General features: G+C 33.7%; 19 protein-coding genes. 6 read left to right on the plus strand and 13 right to left on the minus strand.

Annotated elements, in window-relative coordinates:
• The first annotated feature begins 34 nt into the window (after nucleotides 1-34).
• The 3 genes from BC748_RS10420 to BC748_RS10430 are packed head-to-tail and all read left to right on the plus strand — an operon-like array spanning nucleotide 35 to nucleotide 3,130.
• A complete protein-coding gene (locus BC748_RS10420) occupies nucleotides 35-1,165 on the plus strand; it encodes a DegT/DnrJ/EryC1/StrS family aminotransferase (protein WP_133533437.1) in 1,131 nt (376 codons plus the stop codon).
• Nucleotides 1,166-1,174: 9 nt separating this feature from the next.
• The gene (gene galE / locus BC748_RS10425; protein WP_133533438.1) at nucleotides 1,175-2,191 is read left to right on the plus strand and encodes a UDP-glucose 4-epimerase GalE; all 1,017 of its coding nucleotides are present in this window, start codon (nucleotides 1,175-1,177) and stop codon (nucleotides 2,189-2,191) included.
• A gap of 48 nt (nucleotides 2,192-2,239) precedes the next feature.
• The gene (locus BC748_RS10430; protein WP_133533439.1) at nucleotides 2,240-3,130 is read left to right on the plus strand and encodes a DMT family transporter; all 891 of its coding nucleotides are present in this window, start codon (nucleotides 2,240-2,242) and stop codon (nucleotides 3,128-3,130) included.
• Between the two features lie 33 nt (nucleotides 3,131-3,163).
• Here the strand turns inward: BC748_RS10430 and BC748_RS10435 are convergent, their stop codons facing one another.
• The 3 genes from BC748_RS10435 to fabD are packed head-to-tail and all read right to left on the minus strand — an operon-like array spanning nucleotide 3,164 to nucleotide 4,982.
• Complete coding sequence (locus BC748_RS10435) at nucleotides 3,164-3,424, minus strand: hypothetical protein (RefSeq protein ID WP_133533440.1); 261 nt, start codon at nucleotides 3,422-3,424, stop codon at nucleotides 3,164-3,166.
• 2 nt (nucleotides 3,425-3,426) lie between these two features.
• The gene (locus tag BC748_RS10440; RefSeq protein WP_133533441.1) at nucleotides 3,427-4,104 is read right to left on the minus strand and encodes a peptidoglycan DD-metalloendopeptidase family protein; all 678 of its coding nucleotides are present in this window, start codon (nucleotides 4,102-4,104) and stop codon (nucleotides 3,427-3,429) included.
• An 8-nt stretch (nucleotides 4,105-4,112) separates the two neighbouring features.
• Entirely contained in the window at nucleotides 4,113-4,982 is an 870-nt protein-coding gene (gene fabD / locus BC748_RS10445; RefSeq protein ID WP_133533442.1) for an ACP S-malonyltransferase, read from the minus strand.
• 133 nt (nucleotides 4,983-5,115) lie between these two features.
• Between fabD and BC748_RS10450 the strand changes: the two genes are divergently transcribed.
• On the plus strand, nucleotides 5,116-6,741 hold the full coding sequence (locus BC748_RS10450) for a hypothetical protein (RefSeq protein WP_133533443.1): 1,626 nt from the start codon (nucleotides 5,116-5,118) through the stop codon (nucleotides 6,739-6,741).
• 30 nt (nucleotides 6,742-6,771) lie between these two features.
• Here BC748_RS10450 and BC748_RS10455 read toward each other — a convergent pair whose 3' ends face one another.
• The 5 genes from BC748_RS10455 to BC748_RS10475 are packed head-to-tail and all read right to left on the minus strand — an operon-like array spanning nucleotide 6,772 to nucleotide 8,996.
• The gene (locus tag BC748_RS10455; RefSeq protein WP_133533444.1) at nucleotides 6,772-7,296 is read right to left on the minus strand and encodes an NADPH-dependent FMN reductase; all 525 of its coding nucleotides are present in this window, start codon (nucleotides 7,294-7,296) and stop codon (nucleotides 6,772-6,774) included.
• On the minus strand, nucleotides 7,296-7,523 hold the full coding sequence (locus BC748_RS10460) for a (4Fe-4S)-binding protein (protein WP_133533445.1): 228 nt from the start codon (nucleotides 7,521-7,523) through the stop codon (nucleotides 7,296-7,298). Before BC748_RS10460 ends, BC748_RS10455 begins: the two co-directional genes overlap by 1 nt.
• A gap of 2 nt (nucleotides 7,524-7,525) precedes the next feature.
• On the minus strand, nucleotides 7,526-7,933 hold the full coding sequence (locus BC748_RS10465; RefSeq protein ID WP_133533446.1) for an OsmC family protein: 408 nt from the start codon (nucleotides 7,931-7,933) through the stop codon (nucleotides 7,526-7,528).
• A gap of 9 nt (nucleotides 7,934-7,942) precedes the next feature.
• Nucleotides 7,943-8,227 (minus strand): GNAT family N-acetyltransferase, encoded by a 285-nt coding sequence (locus tag BC748_RS10470; RefSeq protein WP_133533447.1) that lies wholly within the window; start codon nucleotides 8,225-8,227, stop codon nucleotides 7,943-7,945.
• A 52-nt stretch (nucleotides 8,228-8,279) separates the two neighbouring features.
• On the minus strand, nucleotides 8,280-8,996 hold the full coding sequence (locus BC748_RS10475; protein WP_133533448.1) for a pirin family protein: 717 nt from the start codon (nucleotides 8,994-8,996) through the stop codon (nucleotides 8,280-8,282).
• Nucleotides 8,997-9,139: 143 nt separating this feature from the next.
• On the opposite strand from BC748_RS10475, the gene BC748_RS10480 reads away from it, so the two are divergent.
• Complete coding sequence (locus BC748_RS10480; protein WP_133533449.1) at nucleotides 9,140-10,123, plus strand: Gfo/Idh/MocA family protein; 984 nt, start codon at nucleotides 9,140-9,142, stop codon at nucleotides 10,121-10,123.
• Here BC748_RS10480 and BC748_RS10485 read toward each other — a convergent pair.
• The 5 genes from BC748_RS10485 to BC748_RS10505 form a co-directional block, all read right to left on the minus strand.
• Nucleotides 10,120-10,701: a Crp/Fnr family transcriptional regulator gene (locus tag BC748_RS10485; protein ID WP_133533450.1), complete on the minus strand. Its 582-nt coding sequence runs from the start codon at nucleotides 10,699-10,701 to the stop codon at nucleotides 10,120-10,122. The two genes, BC748_RS10480 and BC748_RS10485, sit on opposite strands and share 4 nt — an antisense overlap.
• Before the next feature lie 2 nt (nucleotides 10,702-10,703).
• Nucleotides 10,704-11,027, minus strand: a complete 324-nt coding sequence (locus tag BC748_RS10490) for a DUF6370 family protein (RefSeq protein ID WP_133533451.1) — start codon at nucleotides 11,025-11,027, stop codon at nucleotides 10,704-10,706.
• An 11-nt stretch (nucleotides 11,028-11,038) separates the two neighbouring features.
• Nucleotides 11,039-12,202: a formate-dependent phosphoribosylglycinamide formyltransferase gene (gene purT, locus BC748_RS10495; RefSeq protein ID WP_133533452.1), complete on the minus strand. Its 1,164-nt coding sequence runs from the start codon at nucleotides 12,200-12,202 to the stop codon at nucleotides 11,039-11,041.
• 98 nt (nucleotides 12,203-12,300) lie between these two features.
• A complete protein-coding gene (locus BC748_RS10500; protein ID WP_133533453.1) occupies nucleotides 12,301-13,488 on the minus strand; it encodes a pyridoxal phosphate-dependent aminotransferase in 1,188 nt (395 codons plus the stop codon).
• A 74-nt stretch (nucleotides 13,489-13,562) separates the two neighbouring features.
• Entirely contained in the window at nucleotides 13,563-14,663 is a 1,101-nt protein-coding gene (locus tag BC748_RS10505) for a fatty acid desaturase family protein (protein WP_133533454.1), read from the minus strand.
• Between the two features lie 110 nt (nucleotides 14,664-14,773).
• Between BC748_RS10505 and rsmG the strand changes: the two genes are divergently transcribed.
• Nucleotides 14,774-15,403 (plus strand): 16S rRNA (guanine(527)-N(7))-methyltransferase RsmG, encoded by a 630-nt coding sequence (rsmG, locus tag BC748_RS10510; RefSeq protein ID WP_133533455.1) that lies wholly within the window; start codon nucleotides 14,774-14,776, stop codon nucleotides 15,401-15,403.
• Nucleotides 15,404-15,428: the final 25 nt, after the last annotated feature.

The following is a 15,428-nucleotide window of genomic DNA, read 5'->3' on the forward strand; positions in this document are numbered from 1 at the left end:
TTAGTAGTTTTGCTTGACTTTAATTTACTTTTCAATGAGAAAAATTCAAATGGTTGACCTTAAAAGTCAATACGAAAAAATAAAAAATACCGTTAACGCTTCTATTCAAGAAGTTTTAGATACCACAACATACATCAATGGACCATTGGTTCATGAATTTCAAAAAAATCTGGAGCAATACCTCGATGTAAAACACGTTATTCCATGTGCGAACGGAACTGATGCCTTGCAAATTGCCATGATGGGATTGGATTTAAAACCCGGTGATGAAGTTATTACTGCCGATTTTACGTTTGCTGCAACCGTTGAAGTAATTGCTTTGTTACAATTAACACCTGTTTTGGTTGATGTTGATTTAGTAAATATGAATATTTCTATTGAAGCCATCAAAAAAGCCATTACACCAAAAACAAAAGCCATCGTTCCGGTACATTTGTTTGGTCGTGCTGCGAATATGGAAGCGATTATGAGAATAGCCAACGAGCATAATTTATATGTTATTGAGGATAATGCTCAAGCTATCGGAGCCAATTGTAAATTTTCTGATGGTACAAAAAAGAAAGCAGGAACTATCGGTCATGTAGCTTCAACTTCATTTTTCCCAAGTAAAAATTTAGGTTGTTATGGCGATGGTGGAGCAATTTTTACCAATGACGACGAACTAGCACATAAAATTCGCGGAATTGTAAACCACGGAATGTACGTTCGATACCATCATGATGTTGTTGGTGTAAATTCCCGTTTAGATAGTATTCAAGCAGGAGTTTTGAATGCCAAATTACCTTTACTTGATGAGTATGGAAAAGCTAGACAAGATGCTGCAAGAAAATATTCGGCTGCTTTTGAAGGACATCAGCACATTGTAGCACCAACAATTTGTGATATTTGCGATTGTCATGTTTTTCATCAATATACATTGCGAATTACCAATGGAAAACGCGATCAATTGATGGAACATTTGCAGTCAAAACAAATTCCATGTGCTATTTATTATCCAATTCCGTTGCATAGTCAAAAAGCGTATGTTGATAGTCGCTACAAAGAAGAAGATTTTCCAGTAACCAATCAGTTGGTAAAAGAAGTAATTTCTTTGCCAATGCACACAGAACTTGACAACGAGCAAATCAAATATATCACAGATAGTGTTATAGAATTTTTCAAATAATTTATAAAAATGAAAAAAGTATTAGTAACTGGCGGATTAGGTTTTATTGGTTCGCACACGGTGGTTGAACTACACAACGCAGGTTTTGAAGCTATTATTATTGATAATTTGTCTAATTCTTCTATCAGTGTTTTGGATGGAATAGAACGAATTATTGGAAAAAAACCAGTTTTTGAAAATCTTGATTTAAGAGACAAAGCTTCGGTTCAAAGTTTCTTTGCAAAATATAATGATGTTGTTGGTGTAATTCATTTTGCAGCTAGTAAAGCGGTTGGTGAAAGCGTTGAAAACCCTTTGTTGTATTATGAAAACAATATCAATGCATTGGTTTATATTCTTCAAGAATTATCAAAAATGGCTGAAGCTAATTTTATTTTTAGTTCCTCTTGTACGGTTTACGGTCAAGCCGAAAAAATGCCAATTACTGAAGATGCATCCATACAACCAGCAATGTCACCTTATGGAAATACTAAACAAATAGGGGAAGAAATTATTACTGATACTGCAAAAGTGACCTCAATTAATTCCATTTTATTGCGATATTTTAATCCAGTTGGAGCACATCCAACGGCTGAAATTGGCGAATTACCAATTGGTGTTCCGCAGAATTTGATGCCGTTTATAACACAAACAGGAATAGGTTTGCGTGAGCAGCTTTCAGTTTATGGTGATGATTATCCAACACCAGATGGAACAGCAATTCGAGATTATATTCACGTAGTTGATTTAGCTAAAGCACATGTTGTAGCAATGCAACGATTATTGAACAAGCAAAATCTTGAAAAAGTAGAAACCTTCAATCTTGGAACTGGAACAGGAAGTTCTGTTCTTGAGGTTATTACTGCATTTGAAAAAGTTTCAGGTAAAAAATTACCATACAAAATAGTTGGTAGAAGAGAAGGCGATATTACTTCGGCTTATGCAAATACCGATAAAGCCAATCAAGTTTTAGGTTGGAAAGCAGAACTAACTTTAGAAGAAAGTCTTGCTTCAGCTTGGAAATGGGAACAGAAAATTAGAAGTTAAAATTCTATTTTCAACTTAATAACCTAAGTAAGCAACTCTTTTCTATTAATGAATTCTAAACACGATTTCAAATTACTTTTTTGCTTACTGATGGTAGCGGTAGTTTGGGGCACAACTTATTTAGGTATTCGTGTAGCTGTAGAAACTATTCCGGCGTGGTATATTACTTCGGTTAGACAAGGATTAGCAGCGTTACTTATTTTAATTTTTTTGCTCTACAAAAAACAATTAGCTTGGATTGGTTGGGAAAATTTTAAACTTCAATTTATCCCAGCCGTTTTAATGATTGTTATCGCTAACGGATTTACAACTATTGCAGAAAAAACAGTTCCCAGCGGATTAACATCAATATTAAGTGCATTGTCACCATTGCTTGTTTTTCTAGGAAGTACGATAATTGGTTTACAAAAACCAACCTTCAAAGGTTTTATAGGGGTTTTTATTGGTTTTCTTGGAGTAGTTTTTATTTTTAGAGATGGATTGGACGATATTTTAGATCCAAATTACAAGATTGGAATATTGTTTTTGAGTTTTGCTATTTTGTCTTGGTCAATTGGAACTGTTTATACCAAATTACATGTGCATAAATCCACTAATATTGCACTAAATTTATTCTATCAATTTTCAATTGCTGCGATTATACAATTTGTTTTGGCATTGATTTTTAATCCAAATGTTGATTTTAGCACGTGGAGTTCAAGAAGTATTATCGCAACGTTATACTTAGCTGTTTTTGGATCAGTAATTGCTTTTTTCTGTTATCATTATGCCATCAAGAGAGTTTCCGCCATTCAGGTTTCGGTACTCAATTATATCAATACAATTATAGCGGTATTCTTGGGATGGTTGTTGCTTGATGAAGTTATAAAATTAGATTTTGTTATAGCAACTATGCTGATAATAGTAGGCGTTTTTATCACAAATTATAAACGAAAATAAAAATCCTGTGTTTTTTTACACAGGATTTTCACTTTATTTCTTTACACTTTCTTTGAGTTTTTTTGCCGTTTCTTCCATTTTTTCGGCACTTTTCACTTTTAAGCTATCTACTTTAGATTTTGTTTTCAATTTTAAACTATCTAATTCTGATTCTGCTTTTATTTTAGCCGAGTCAATACTGCTTTTCATTTCTTCGGTTACGGCATCTTTCGCTGCGTCGAGCTTTTCTTTTGTTTCTTCTTTGCAGGAAACAAGTAAAGTTGCCAATACTAAGGATAAAATTATTTTTTTCATAATTAATATATATTTAATAGTTCGTTTGGATTAGGACAATTGTTTTTATAAAAATTTAAGTTGTTTTCTGAACTTACTCCAGGATAATCTCCTGTTTTTCCTTCCATATTCATGATGATTTGAAAATGTAAATGTGGCGCATAATCTCCATTTATTGGTGGTAATCCCAATGTGGCTATTTGTTCGCCTTTTATTACTTTTTGACCTATTTCTTTTTCTTGTAAACTTTCTTCACTTAAATGACCATACAAAGAATAAAATAGGACATTGTTATATTCATGTTCGAGAATTATAGTTGGTCCATAATCACCTAAAGCAGTATTGTTTTGAAAACTATGAATTACACCATCTAAAACCGCATGAATGGAAGCTTGTTTGTTAATCCATAAGTCTAAACCGATGTGAATGTCTCGCTCATCAGCATTTTCACTATTAAAAACAGTACTTCTTTTATATAAATTTCTTTTTTCTAAATAACCGCCATAAGCTATTTTTGCTTGCTTTTCATCAAGTTGGGATTGAATAAAAAGTTCATAATCTGACGCGTTTTCTAATTTATAGTTCTTTAAATTTTCATTAAAAACAGATAAATCTAAAGGTATATATTCACTATAATTAATGCTTGGTTCAATGACTTTTGCGCCATTAATAAATGCTACTATCTCTCTGAATTTTTGCATTATAAAATTTAAGCTGAAATTGTTTCAACTTCTTTGTCAATTTTGTTTACCAATCCAACTAATACTTTTCCAGGTCCAACTTCAGTAAAACTAGTTGCTCCGTCTTTAATCATTTGTTGTACCGACTGTGTCCATCTTACTGGTGCAGTCAATTGAATAATTAGGTTTTTTTTGATTTCATCTGCATTTGAAACGGCATTTGCGGTTACATTTTGATACACAGGACAAGTTGGTGTTGAAAATGTTGTTGCTTCAATCGCTGCTGCCAATTCTTCTCTTGCTGGTTCCATCATTGGTGAATGGAATGCACCGCCAACAGGCAAAATCAGCGCCCGTTTTGCGCCAGCTTCCTTCATTTTTTCACAAGCTAGTTCCACCGCTTTATATTCTCCAGAAATTACTAATTGTCCAGGACAGTTATAATTAGCAGCAACAACAACTCCGTCAATTGAAGCACAAATATCTTCTACAACTTTGTCATCTAAATTTAAAACGGCTGCCATAGTCGAAGGCGTTATTTCGCAAGCTTTTTGCATTGCCAAAGCACGTTTGGAAACCAACTGCAATCCATCTTCAAACGATAAAGCTCCATTAACAACCAAAGCAGAAAATTCACCTAATGAATGTCCGGCAACCATATCTGGTGTAACATTTAGTGTTTTTGCTAGAATAACCGAATGTAAAAAAACGGCAGGTTGTGTAACTTTAGTTTCTTTCAATTCTTCGGCTGTTCCTTCAAACATAATATCAGTAATTCTGAAACCTAAAATGTCATTTGCTTTTTCGAATAATGCTTTGGCTTCCGCCGAATTCTCATATAAATCTTTACCCATTCCGGTAAATTGTGCGCCTTGTCCAGGAAAAACGTATGCTTTCATTTGTTTAGTTTTATTTTATAGATTTAATTCTAGAACAAAAGTAATAATTTATAAATAACTCTGTTGTCTTCTATTTTTATCTGGATTGTAACTTTTTATCATTAATCCGACGTATAAGTGTAAAAATATAACAATGAAAAAAACACTACTCGTTTCTTTACTATTGATTTTTGGTCTTATTTTGGTTTATTTAAACCATCCGGTTCTTCAGTTTGGGTTTTATGGATTTCCTATCATTGTTCTGATACTATTAGGAATTTACTTTTTCATATCGCTCGGGCTTTCTGTTGATAGCACTGGAAAAAAATTCATTATTTCATCACGACCAGGTAAATGGTTGTTGGTCATAATGCTCTTGGTTGGGTTGTACGTTACTATCGTTCCGTTACTAACTTCAGCCACGATTTTTCACACTTCAAGCTATCAAAAAATGATTGGAGAAGTTAAAAATGGTGAAAAAATCTCCACACACATTGCTCCAATTTCAATGGATAAAATTCGGGTGGTTGATCAAGATTTAGCGTATTTGCTTGGCGAAAAAATTATTGGTTCACAACCTGCTTTGGGAAGTCAAATTGTTCTTGGTAAGTTTTCGATACAAAAAGTAAATAATGAATTGTATTGGGTTGCGCCATTATTACATTCTGGATTTTTCAAATGGTTGAACAACCGCGAAGGCACGCCAGGTTATGTTATGGTTTCGGCAACCAACGAACGTGACGTAAAACTGGTGCAAACCGTAAACAATAAACCAGTAAAGATAAAATACCAGTCAGGTGCTTATTTTCAAAGTGATATTTACAGACATGTTTATTTAAATGGTTATGCAACAACAGGTTTGGCTGACTTTACTTTTGAAATTGACGAACAAGGAAATCCATTTTGGGTAATTGCTACTTATGACAAGCAAATTGGTTTTTCAGGAGAAAACACCAATGGAATAGTAGTTGTTGATGCGCAATCAGGTGATATTAAAGAATATTCTATTGACAACGCACCAGCTTGGGTTGATAGAATTCAGCCTGCTGAATTTATTGAAAATCAACTTAATGATTGGGGTGAATATATCAAAGGATATTGGAATTTTTCTAACCAAGATAAGTTGCAAATTACGGAAGGATTGACATTAGTTTATGGTAAAAATGATCGTTCTTATTGGTACACAGGTTTAACATCAGTTGGTAGTGATGAAAGTTCTGTTGGGTTCGTTTTGGTTGATACACGAACAAAAGAAACAACGTTCTATAAACAAAGTGGAGCAACGGAATATGCTGCGCAAAGTTCTGCCGAAGGTAAAGTGCAAGAGAAAGGATATAAAACGTCTTTACCTATTCCTTATAATATCAATAACATTCCAACTTATGTAATGACGCTTAAAGACGATGGCGGTTTGGTGAAAATGTATGCCATGGTTGCTATTAATGATTATACTATCGTTGGTGTTGGCAACTCAATGAGAGAAACGCTAACATCGTTCAAGAGTGCTTTCAACTCTACTGGAAATAGAATTAATCCTTCGAGTGCTGATGCTAAAAAGAGTTTAAAATCTATAGTGACTAGAATTCAAAGCGATGTAAAGAATGGTAATAGTTTCTATTATTTTACTATTAAAGATTATCCAAATATTTTTGTGGGTTCATCTCAGGTTTCAGCAGAATTGCCAGTAACCATCGTTGGAGATAGTATAGAAATATCGTTCGACATCGATGAAGAAAAGGTAATTGATGTAACTCGATTTGATAATAAAAATTTTAAATAAGTAAAAGCCCTAACTATGTTAGGGCTTTTTTTATAGAGCTATGGATTGTATCAATTCAATAAGGTCGGCATTTAATTCCTCGTTGATGATTTTCTCTTCCTTAAAGTTCTCATGAAAGCTAGGTAATGAAAAACTTCCTTTTACATTGCCACCTTGAAACGGAAATCGCTTATTTGCAATGTCTAAAACGGAACTTCCACCACGTGCGCCAGGCGAAGTAGCGAGAAGTAACATTGGCTTTTGTTGAAACGTTTTTGCATTGATACGCGAAGCCCAATCAAATATATTCTTAAATGCTGCAGAATAACTACCATTGTGCTCTGCAAACGAGATTACGATACAATCGGCAGTGCCAATTCGATCATAAAATTGTTGTGCTAAGGGATGAATTCCATCTTCTTTTTCTCTATCTACAGAAAAAACAGGCATATCATAATCGTTCAAATCTAATACTTCTACACTGGCATTTTCAAACAAGCTTGCAGCATAAATTGCCAGTTGTTTATTGATAGAATTTTTGCTTGACGAAGCGCCAAAAGCGATGATTTTTTTCATTATTTATTGTTTAAGTAATAGGTTAATGCTCCTGATGGGCATTTTTTAACGGTTTCAACAATTTTTTCTGTCGTTGAATTTTCTGGGTTAATCCATGGTTTTTCTTTTGGTTTAAAAACTGCAGGATTATTTTTCACACATTCTGCGGCATGAATACATTTCCCAGATTGCCAAACAATGGTCACTTCACCATTGGTATATTCTTTTTTTAAATTGTTTGCATCCATAATTATATTGTTGTTGGTATGGTTATTTTGTTTTTCAGAATTTTAGAAACAGGACATTTCTCAGCAATAATCAACAATCGTTTTTTGGTTTCTTCGTCAACAATATTAGAAAAAGTGATGTCTCTTGTAATTATAGTTTCTAAATCGGGATTGTTTTTCTGAGATAAATTTAGTGAAATTTTTATTTCTGGAATATCCCATCCTTTTCGATCAATATACATTCGTAAAGTGGAAAGTGTACAACCGGCTAACGAAGCTAAAAGTGTACTGTAAGGATCAGGTCCAAGATCTTTTCCATCAATGCTTACTGGTTCATCCATAATCAACTGACCATTTCTCCAATTGATAGTGCATAAATATTTTTGTGTGCCAATTTGACCTTCAATATTTTTTTCTAAAAGTGTTGCCATAATTATTAATTATAAAACGTCTCTGATTTCGGAAGTTTTGTCAAAAACACTCTTCGCAAAAGGACAAAGCGGAAGAATTTTAATTCCGTTTTCACGAGCATATTCTACGGCTTTTAGAACCATTATTTTACCGAAACCTTTTCCGTTATTTCCTGGATTTACTTCCGTATGGTCTATGATGATTTTGTCCTCACCAGCAAAAACAAAAGTCATCATGGCTTCGCGTTTTCCATCAACTTCAACAAAGAAAAAACCTTTATTTCCGTCTATTTTTAATTGTGCTTCGTTGTTCATATGATTGATTACTTTTTTAACTGAATACTAAAAACTGATTACTGAACATTATTTATTGTTCCATCGGAATTTCCATCAACAAAAATTTCGCATCTGTTGAAGCTTTTATCTCCAAGGTTTCAAAATCGGTAATTCCCAATCCGTCACGAGTTTCTAATTCTTGTCCATCAACTGTTATGTTTCCTGAAATTACAAAAACATACATTCCATTTCCTTCTTTTTTTAATTGATAAGTCTTGGTAAAATCTTTATCAAAATCTGCTAAATGAAACCACGCATCTTGATGTATCCATACACCTTCATCATCAGCATTTGGTGAAAGTATTTGAGCGAAATTATTTTTTTGTTTCCTTACATCCAATGTAATTTGTTGGTAACGCGGTTCCACATTTCTGTATTTTGGAAACAACCAAATTTGAAATAATTTAGTTTGTTGATTAGCATTTGGATTGAATTCACTGTGTTGAATTCCTGTTCCAGCACTCATTACTTGAACATCGCCTGTTTTTATTGTAGCGGCATTTCCCATACTATCTTTGTGTGCCAAATCGCCTTCAAGAGGAATGGTGATGATTTCCATATTATTGTGTGGATGAGTTCCAAAACCCATTCCAGCAGCAACGGTATCGTCATTCAAAACGCGCAACATACCAAACTGAACTCTATCTGGATTGTACCAACTTGCAAAACTAAAACTATGATAAGCGTTCAACCATCCGTGATTAGCATGACCACGAGTATTTGCTTTGTGTAAAACTGTATTTTTCATGATGTATAAATGTATTAATTATTATGATACAAATTTACAATGATGTGTTTCTATATGCACTTAATGTAGATTAAGAAATTAGAGCTCTATGAATTGCGTCTAGAGATATAAATTTCATTATTTTTATACTCAATAATTAAGTTATGATTGATAGAAACAGAAAAGTAAAATGGGGAATTTTAGGTTGTGGAAAAATTGCACACAAATTTGCTAATGATTTATTGTTAAATGATAATTCAGAACTAGTTGCTTGTGTTTCAAGAGATGTCGAAAAAAGTACTGCTTTTGCTGAAAAATACAACATACGTTTTTCGTTTGATTCTTATGAAGATTTTGCCAGATGTGATGAAATTGATGTAGTTTATATTGCCACTCCAAATTCTTATCACAAAGAACATAGCTTACTTTGCTTAAGGAATAAAAAAGCAGTATTGTGTGAAAAACCATTAGCTACAAATAAAGCAGATGTAGAAGAAATGATTAAAGTAGCGCAAGAGAACAAAGTTTTTTTTATGGAAGCAATGTGGACAAGTTGTTTGCCTAATATTATCAGTATTAACAACACGATACAAAAAGGTATTATTGGAGAACTAATTCACATTACTGCTGATTTTGGTTTTAAAACGGGTTATGATCCTAAAAGTCGACTTTTTGATCCGAATTTAGGCGGTGGTTCACTATTAGATATTGGTATTTATCCGTTGTATATTTCTTTGTTGCTTTTAGGAAAACCAAAATCAATTCGAGTGTCAATGCGTTATTGTGAGACAGGTGTAGATACATCTTGTTCTGCTCTGTTGAGTTATGAAAATGGAGCAACAGCTGCTCTATTTTCCTCTTTTGAAACGGTTACTGATATAAAATGCGAAATATACGGAACCGAAGGCAAAATTGTAATTCCTGGTCGATTTCATGAACAAAATGAATATCTGTTATCAAAACAAGGGTTTTCAGAACAATTAATAAAATCGGAGAAAGTCGGATTGGGTTATTATCATGAAATAGAGCATATTAACGAATGTCTTTACAGAGGAGAAGTAGAAAGTTTTATAATGCCATTTCGTATGTCTTTAGACCTAATTGAAATTATGGATGAGATGAGGTTTAAATCTGAAAAGTTTTCTTAATTGTTGTTTTTTAACAACCTGCTTTTCATTTTACTAAAAAACTCAGGAGTTACACCAATATAAGATGCAATTTGTTTTTGCGGTACACGTTGAATGATGGTTGGATAGCGTTTGCAGAACTTATCAAATCGTTCTTCAGCAGTTAAACTTAAATTATCCATCAATCGTTCTTGATTAGCGACGAGTGAGTTTTCGGTTAAAATTCTAAAGAAACGTTCTAGTTTTGGAATTTCTGTAAAAAGTTCGTTTTGACTTTCTCTCGTAAGCAAAACCACTTCTGCATCTTCTAAAACTTCAATAAAAAGATTGCCTGGTTTTTTTGAAATCAAGCTGTAGATATCGCCAATCCACCAACCTTCGCAAGCAAAACTCAATACATGTTCGACAATATCATCGTTAATATTGAAACTTCTCAACAAGCCAGAGTTGACAAAATAGGAATACTTGCTTATTTCGCCAGCATTAACAAGTATGGTTTTGGCTTTATATTGTTTGATTTCGGTTTTAGACAAAAATAGCAACTCTTCCTCTGGAGAAAGCGTTACTATTTTGTTGATACTGTCTATGATTTTTGCCAAAATTATTTCTTTTGAGGAAGTAATTTAAAATGAGAAACAACAAATTTGTTGTCTTTTACTTCTCCAACAACTTCCGCTTGACGAATAGCTGAGCAAAATCCGTCTTCGGCATGAGCATCGCCATGTTTGTTGATGTCTGTTCCTTCAACGAAATAGCTTTTTCCGTCCATTCTAACGGCTAAATCGCAGCCACTTTTAGATTTCATTCCAAACTGGCATTGTCCGCAAGATGCTTCTACAATTTGAGTTTTTGTTGTTTCTTTTTTGTCTTGTGCAAATCCTAAACTAAACGTTAGGATAAATAATAAGCTTACAATTGATTTCATGTTTATCTATTTTAATATTTTATAGTAATTAATTTTGCTGCACTTTTCGCTTTCTCAACTATTTCTTCAATAGGAGTTTCTAAAGTGTAATTTACTAATGAAACTCCCATTCTTCGATATGGTCTTGAAGTTGGTTTTCCAAAGATACGAAAATCAGTTTTTGGTAAAGCAGCAATTTTTTCTAGTCCAGAAAATGTTGGATTTGTAGAATTCTCTGAAGCTAAAATTACTGCACTTGCTCCATTTTTTTCTAATGTAATTTCGAATATTGGTAAGCTTAAAATCGCACGAAGATGCAATTCAAATTCGTTGAAGTTTTGTGTTCCTGCAAGTGTAACCATTCCGGTATCGTGTGGTCTTGGTGATAATTCTGAGAAATAAACGCCATCATCAGCCAAGAAAAATTCTACACCAAAAAGTCCTGCGCCACCAAGTGCTTCAGTAACTTTTTCGGCCATGTCTTGAGCTTCAAATAAATCTTTGTCGGAAATTCGTGCTGGTTGCCAACTTTCTTGATAATCACCACGTTCTTGACGGTGACCAATTGGAGCGCAGAATAATGTTGGATTATTATTTTGAGTTACGGTTAATAATGTGATTTCTGAATTGAAATTTACAAACGCTTCTACAATTACTTCAACTACATCACCACGCGAACCTTCGACTGCATAATTCCATGCTTTTTCTATGTCTTCTTGAGATTTTATAGTTGATTGGCCTTTTCCAGACGAACTCATTAATGGTTTTACCACACACGGAATTCCAACTTCTTCAACTGCTTTTTGTAATTCTGATGCTGAGGTTGCGTATCTGTAATTGGCTGTTTTCAATCCGAGTTCTTTGGCAGCCAAATCGCGGATTGCTTTTCTGTTCATGGTGAAATTTGCAGCTTTCGCAGATGGAACTACGGTAATTCCTTGTTTTTCGTAATCGTAAAAACGTTCGGTTCTTATGGCTTCAATTTCTGGAACGATGAAATCGGGTTGGTGTTTGGCTATAATTCGATCTAATTCTGAACCATCAAGCATGTTGATTACATCGAAACCATGTGCGACTTGCATTGCTGGAGCATTTTCGTAATTGTCAACTGCGATTATGGTTTGCCCGATGCGTTGTGCTGCGATTACAAATTCTTTTCCTAGTTCGCCTGAACCTAATAATAGTATTTTTGCCATTTTAATATTACTTTAAAACATTAAGGTATTAAGAAAATTAAGGTTTTACACTTAATGAAACTTAATACCTTAATGGTTTTTTTATGAAAATTATTTCTTTATGCTAAAACTGCTGCAATTCTTTTCATTGCCTCAGTAAGTAATTCTTCGCTGGTTGCATAAGAAAAACGGATGCAATTTGGGTTTCCAAAAGCGTCACCTGTTACCGTTGCAACGTTGGCTTCTGAAAGTAAATACATTGAGAAATCATCGGCATTGTTGATTAAAGTGCCGCGTAATGTTTTTCCGAAGAACGAAGAAACGTCTGGGAAAACATAAAATGCGCCTTCTGGAGTATTGATTTTTAATCCCGGAATTTCTTTGATTAATCCAACGACTAAATCGCGACGGCTTTTGAAAGCTGCAACCATTTCGTTTAGTACGCTTGGATCTGCATCGACTGCTGTAATTGTAGCTCTTTGTGCAATAGAATTGGCTCCAGAGGTTACTTGGCCTTGCATTTTTGTACAAGCTTTGGCAATGAATTCTGGTGCGCCAATGTAACCAATTCTCCAACCTGTCATGGCGAAAGCTTTGGCAACTCCGTTTACGGTAATCGTTCTTTCAAACATTCCTGGAATGGATGCGATGCTGCAAAATGTTCCCGAAAAATTGATGTGTTCGTAGATTTCGTCTGCTACGATAAAGATGTTTGGGTATTTTTTTAATACTTCGGCAATGGCTGTAAATTCTTCACGAGAATAAACAGAACCACTTGGATTACAAGGCGAACTGTACCAAATCATTTTAGTTTTTGGTGTGATTGCTGCTTCTAATTGTTGTGGTGTGATTTTGAAATCATTTTCGATTGAGGTTGGAACTTCAACAGGAATTCCGCCTGACATTTTAATAATTTCTGAATAGGAAACCCAATATGGAGCAGGAAGAATTACTTCGTCTCCATCATTTAACATCACTTGAGCAACGTTGTATAATGATTGTTTTGCACCAGTAGAAACTACTATGTTTGCTGGTTTATAATCTAAATTGTTGTCTCTTTTGAATTTTCTGCAAATGGCTTCTTTCAATTCCATGTATCCATCAACAGGAGAATAGGTTGAGTAGTTTTCGTCGATGGCTTTTTTTGCAGCTTCTTTGATAAAATCTGGAGTGTTGAAATCTGGTTCTCCCAAACTTAAACTGATAATATCTTTTCCTTGTGCTTTTAATTCTCTTGCCAAAGCAGCCATAGCAAGTGTTTGTGATGTAGATAAATTGTTAATTCTGTTTGATAAATGGTTTTCCATAGTTGTGTGTTGTGTGCTGTAAAATTGTTGTAAATAAAAAAGACGTACAAAAATACGTCTTTAGAATTAATTTTTTATGCTGAAAGCAAAGGTTTTTGTCCCAAATCTCTCAGATGTTTGAAATGAGCTATGACAGCACTTCTCATGGTTTTGAATTCGTGGTAAGGAAGATTACATTCTTTAGCAGTTTCTTTTACAATTTCTGCAATTTTACCGTAATGAACATGACTGATATTTGGAAAAATATGGTGTTCTATTTGATGGTTTAGTCCACCTGTGAACCAATTTACAATTTTGTTTTTTGGAGCAAAATTGGCCGTTGTATACAATTGGTGAATTGCCCAAGTGTTTTCCATTTCGCCTTCTTCATTCGGAACAGGATTTGTAGTTTCATCAACAACGTGTGCCAATTGAAATACAATACTTAAAATTAGACCAGCAGTATAATGCATTACAAAAAATCCGATTAGAACTTGCCACCAAACGATTCCTAAAATCATTGGAATAGCTAGCCAAATAGAGAAATAAATAATTTTAGTAATTATTAAAGTCGTCCATAAAATCTTTGGACTTTTAGCTTCACCATAAGATAATTTTCTTCCTAAATAGGCTTTCATCTGTTTGAAATCGGTTGTAATTGCCCAATTGAAAGTCAATAAACCATAAAGGAAAACCGAATAATAATGTTGAAATTTGTGAAAACGTCTCCATTCTGCTTCTTGAGTAAAACGAATTACTCGACCAGCATCTAAATCTTCATCATGACCATGGATGTTTGTATAAGTGTGATGTAAAACATTATGTTGTACTTGCCAGTTATAAACATTTCCAGCTAAAATATAAATGCTTCCACCCATGATTTTATTTATCCAAGATTTGTTGGAATAGGAACCGTGATTTCCGTCGTGCATTACATTCATTCCAATTCCTGCCATCCCAATTCCTGTTACTATTGATAACAATAAAAACAGCCAAAAAGGCATATCGGTAAGTGTGATGATTAAAAAATAAGGAGTTAGAAAAACGGTAAATAAAATGATAGTTTTTAAGTGTAACTTCCAGTTTCCGGTTTTTTCAATTTTATTCTCTTTGAAGTAAGCATTAACTCGAGAATTTAATGTTCTAAAGAACTTCAAACTATCTTGTTTAGAGAAAGTTGGCATTGTTGTATTCATGTGGTAATAATAATTTTGACAAATATAAATATTAATCAGATTGCACAAGTGTTAATTATTTAAAAAATAACATTTGCAAATTGATTACTTTTGTCAAAAAGTAGCATTTTATGGAAGAAATTTTAAAACAATTTCCAAATCTAACGGATTTACAAAAGCAACAATTTCAAAAACTTGAGGCATTATATCAAGATTGGAATACTAAAATCAATGTAATTTCTAGAAAAGATATTGACGAATTATATACCAAGCACGTTTTACATTCGTTGGCAATTGCAAAAATTCAGCCGTTTGAACCTGGAACTTATGTGCTAGATGTTGGAACTGGTGGTGGTTTTCCTGGAATTCCGTTGGCGATTTTATTTCCAGAAACTCGATTTTATTTGATTGATGTAATTCTGAAAAAGATAAATGTGGTTAAAGCCGTTGCAGAAGCATTGGAACTTAAAAATGTAAAAGCCGAACAACTTCGTGCCGAAAATGTCAAAGGTGATTTTGATTTTATTGTAAGTCGTGCCGTAACCAACATGCCCGATTTTTATTCTTGGGTTAAAGACAAAATAAAAAAACAAAATAAGCACGAGCTAAAAAATGGAATTCTATATTTAAAAGGCGGCGATTTATCCGAAGAATTAAAGGATTTTCCAAAAGCAACGGAATACAACATTTCAGAGTTTTTCTCGGATGAATTTTTCGAAACTAAGAAAGTTGTTCATTTGCCGTTAAAGTTTAAAGTATAAAAAAAAAGTCTCCAATTACGGAGAC

It is taken from the genome of Flavobacterium dankookense (assembly GCF_004362665.1).
GTDB classification, from domain to species: Bacteria; Bacteroidota; Bacteroidia; order Flavobacteriales; family Flavobacteriaceae; genus Flavobacterium; species Flavobacterium dankookense.

What these genes read in the sequence shown, in the direction of transcription:
- BC748_RS10460 (WP_133533445.1), bottom strand. Translation starts at nt 7,523, where the DNA reads ATGGATGCAAACAATTTAAAAAAAGAATATACCAATGGTGAAGTGACC.
- BC748_RS10470 (WP_133533447.1), bottom strand. Translation starts at nt 8,227, where the DNA reads ATGAACAACGAAGCACAATTAAAAATAGACGGAAATAAAGGTTTTTTC.
- purT (WP_133533452.1), bottom strand. Translation starts at nt 12,202, where the DNA reads ATGGCAAAAATACTATTATTAGGTTCAGGCGAACTAGGAAAAGAATTT.
- BC748_RS10420 (WP_133533437.1), top strand. Translation starts at nt 35, where the DNA reads ATGAGAAAAATTCAAATGGTTGACCTTAAAAGTCAATACGAAAAAATA.
- BC748_RS10500 (WP_133533453.1), bottom strand. Translation starts at nt 13,488, where the DNA reads ATGGAAAACCATTTATCAAACAGAATTAACAATTTATCTACATCACAA.
- BC748_RS10430 (WP_133533439.1), top strand. Translation starts at nt 2,240, where the DNA reads ATGAATTCTAAACACGATTTCAAATTACTTTTTTGCTTACTGATGGTA.
- BC748_RS10455 (WP_133533444.1), bottom strand. Translation starts at nt 7,296, where the DNA reads ATGAAAAAAATCATCGCTTTTGGCGCTTCGTCAAGCAAAAATTCTATC.
- BC748_RS10490 (WP_133533451.1), bottom strand. Translation starts at nt 11,027, where the DNA reads ATGAAATCAATTGTAAGCTTATTATTTATCCTAACGTTTAGTTTAGGA.
- rsmG (WP_133533455.1), top strand. Translation starts at nt 14,774, where the DNA reads ATGGAAGAAATTTTAAAACAATTTCCAAATCTAACGGATTTACAAAAG.
- BC748_RS10440 (WP_133533441.1), bottom strand. Translation starts at nt 4,104, where the DNA reads ATGCAAAAATTCAGAGAGATAGTAGCATTTATTAATGGCGCAAAAGTC.
- fabD (WP_133533442.1), bottom strand. Translation starts at nt 4,982, where the DNA reads ATGAAAGCATACGTTTTTCCTGGACAAGGCGCACAATTTACCGGAATG.
- BC748_RS10435 (WP_133533440.1), bottom strand. Translation starts at nt 3,424, where the DNA reads ATGAAAAAAATAATTTTATCCTTAGTATTGGCAACTTTACTTGTTTCC.
- BC748_RS10505 (WP_133533454.1), bottom strand. Translation starts at nt 14,663, where the DNA reads ATGAATACAACAATGCCAACTTTCTCTAAACAAGATAGTTTGAAGTTC.
- BC748_RS10480 (WP_133533449.1), top strand. Translation starts at nt 9,140, where the DNA reads ATGATTGATAGAAACAGAAAAGTAAAATGGGGAATTTTAGGTTGTGGA.
- BC748_RS10450 (WP_133533443.1), top strand. Translation starts at nt 5,116, where the DNA reads ATGAAAAAAACACTACTCGTTTCTTTACTATTGATTTTTGGTCTTATT.
- BC748_RS10475 (WP_133533448.1), bottom strand. Translation starts at nt 8,996, where the DNA reads ATGAAAAATACAGTTTTACACAAAGCAAATACTCGTGGTCATGCTAAT.
- galE (WP_133533438.1), top strand. Translation starts at nt 1,175, where the DNA reads ATGAAAAAAGTATTAGTAACTGGCGGATTAGGTTTTATTGGTTCGCAC.
- BC748_RS10465 (WP_133533446.1), bottom strand. Translation starts at nt 7,933, where the DNA reads ATGGCAACACTTTTAGAAAAAAATATTGAAGGTCAAATTGGCACACAA.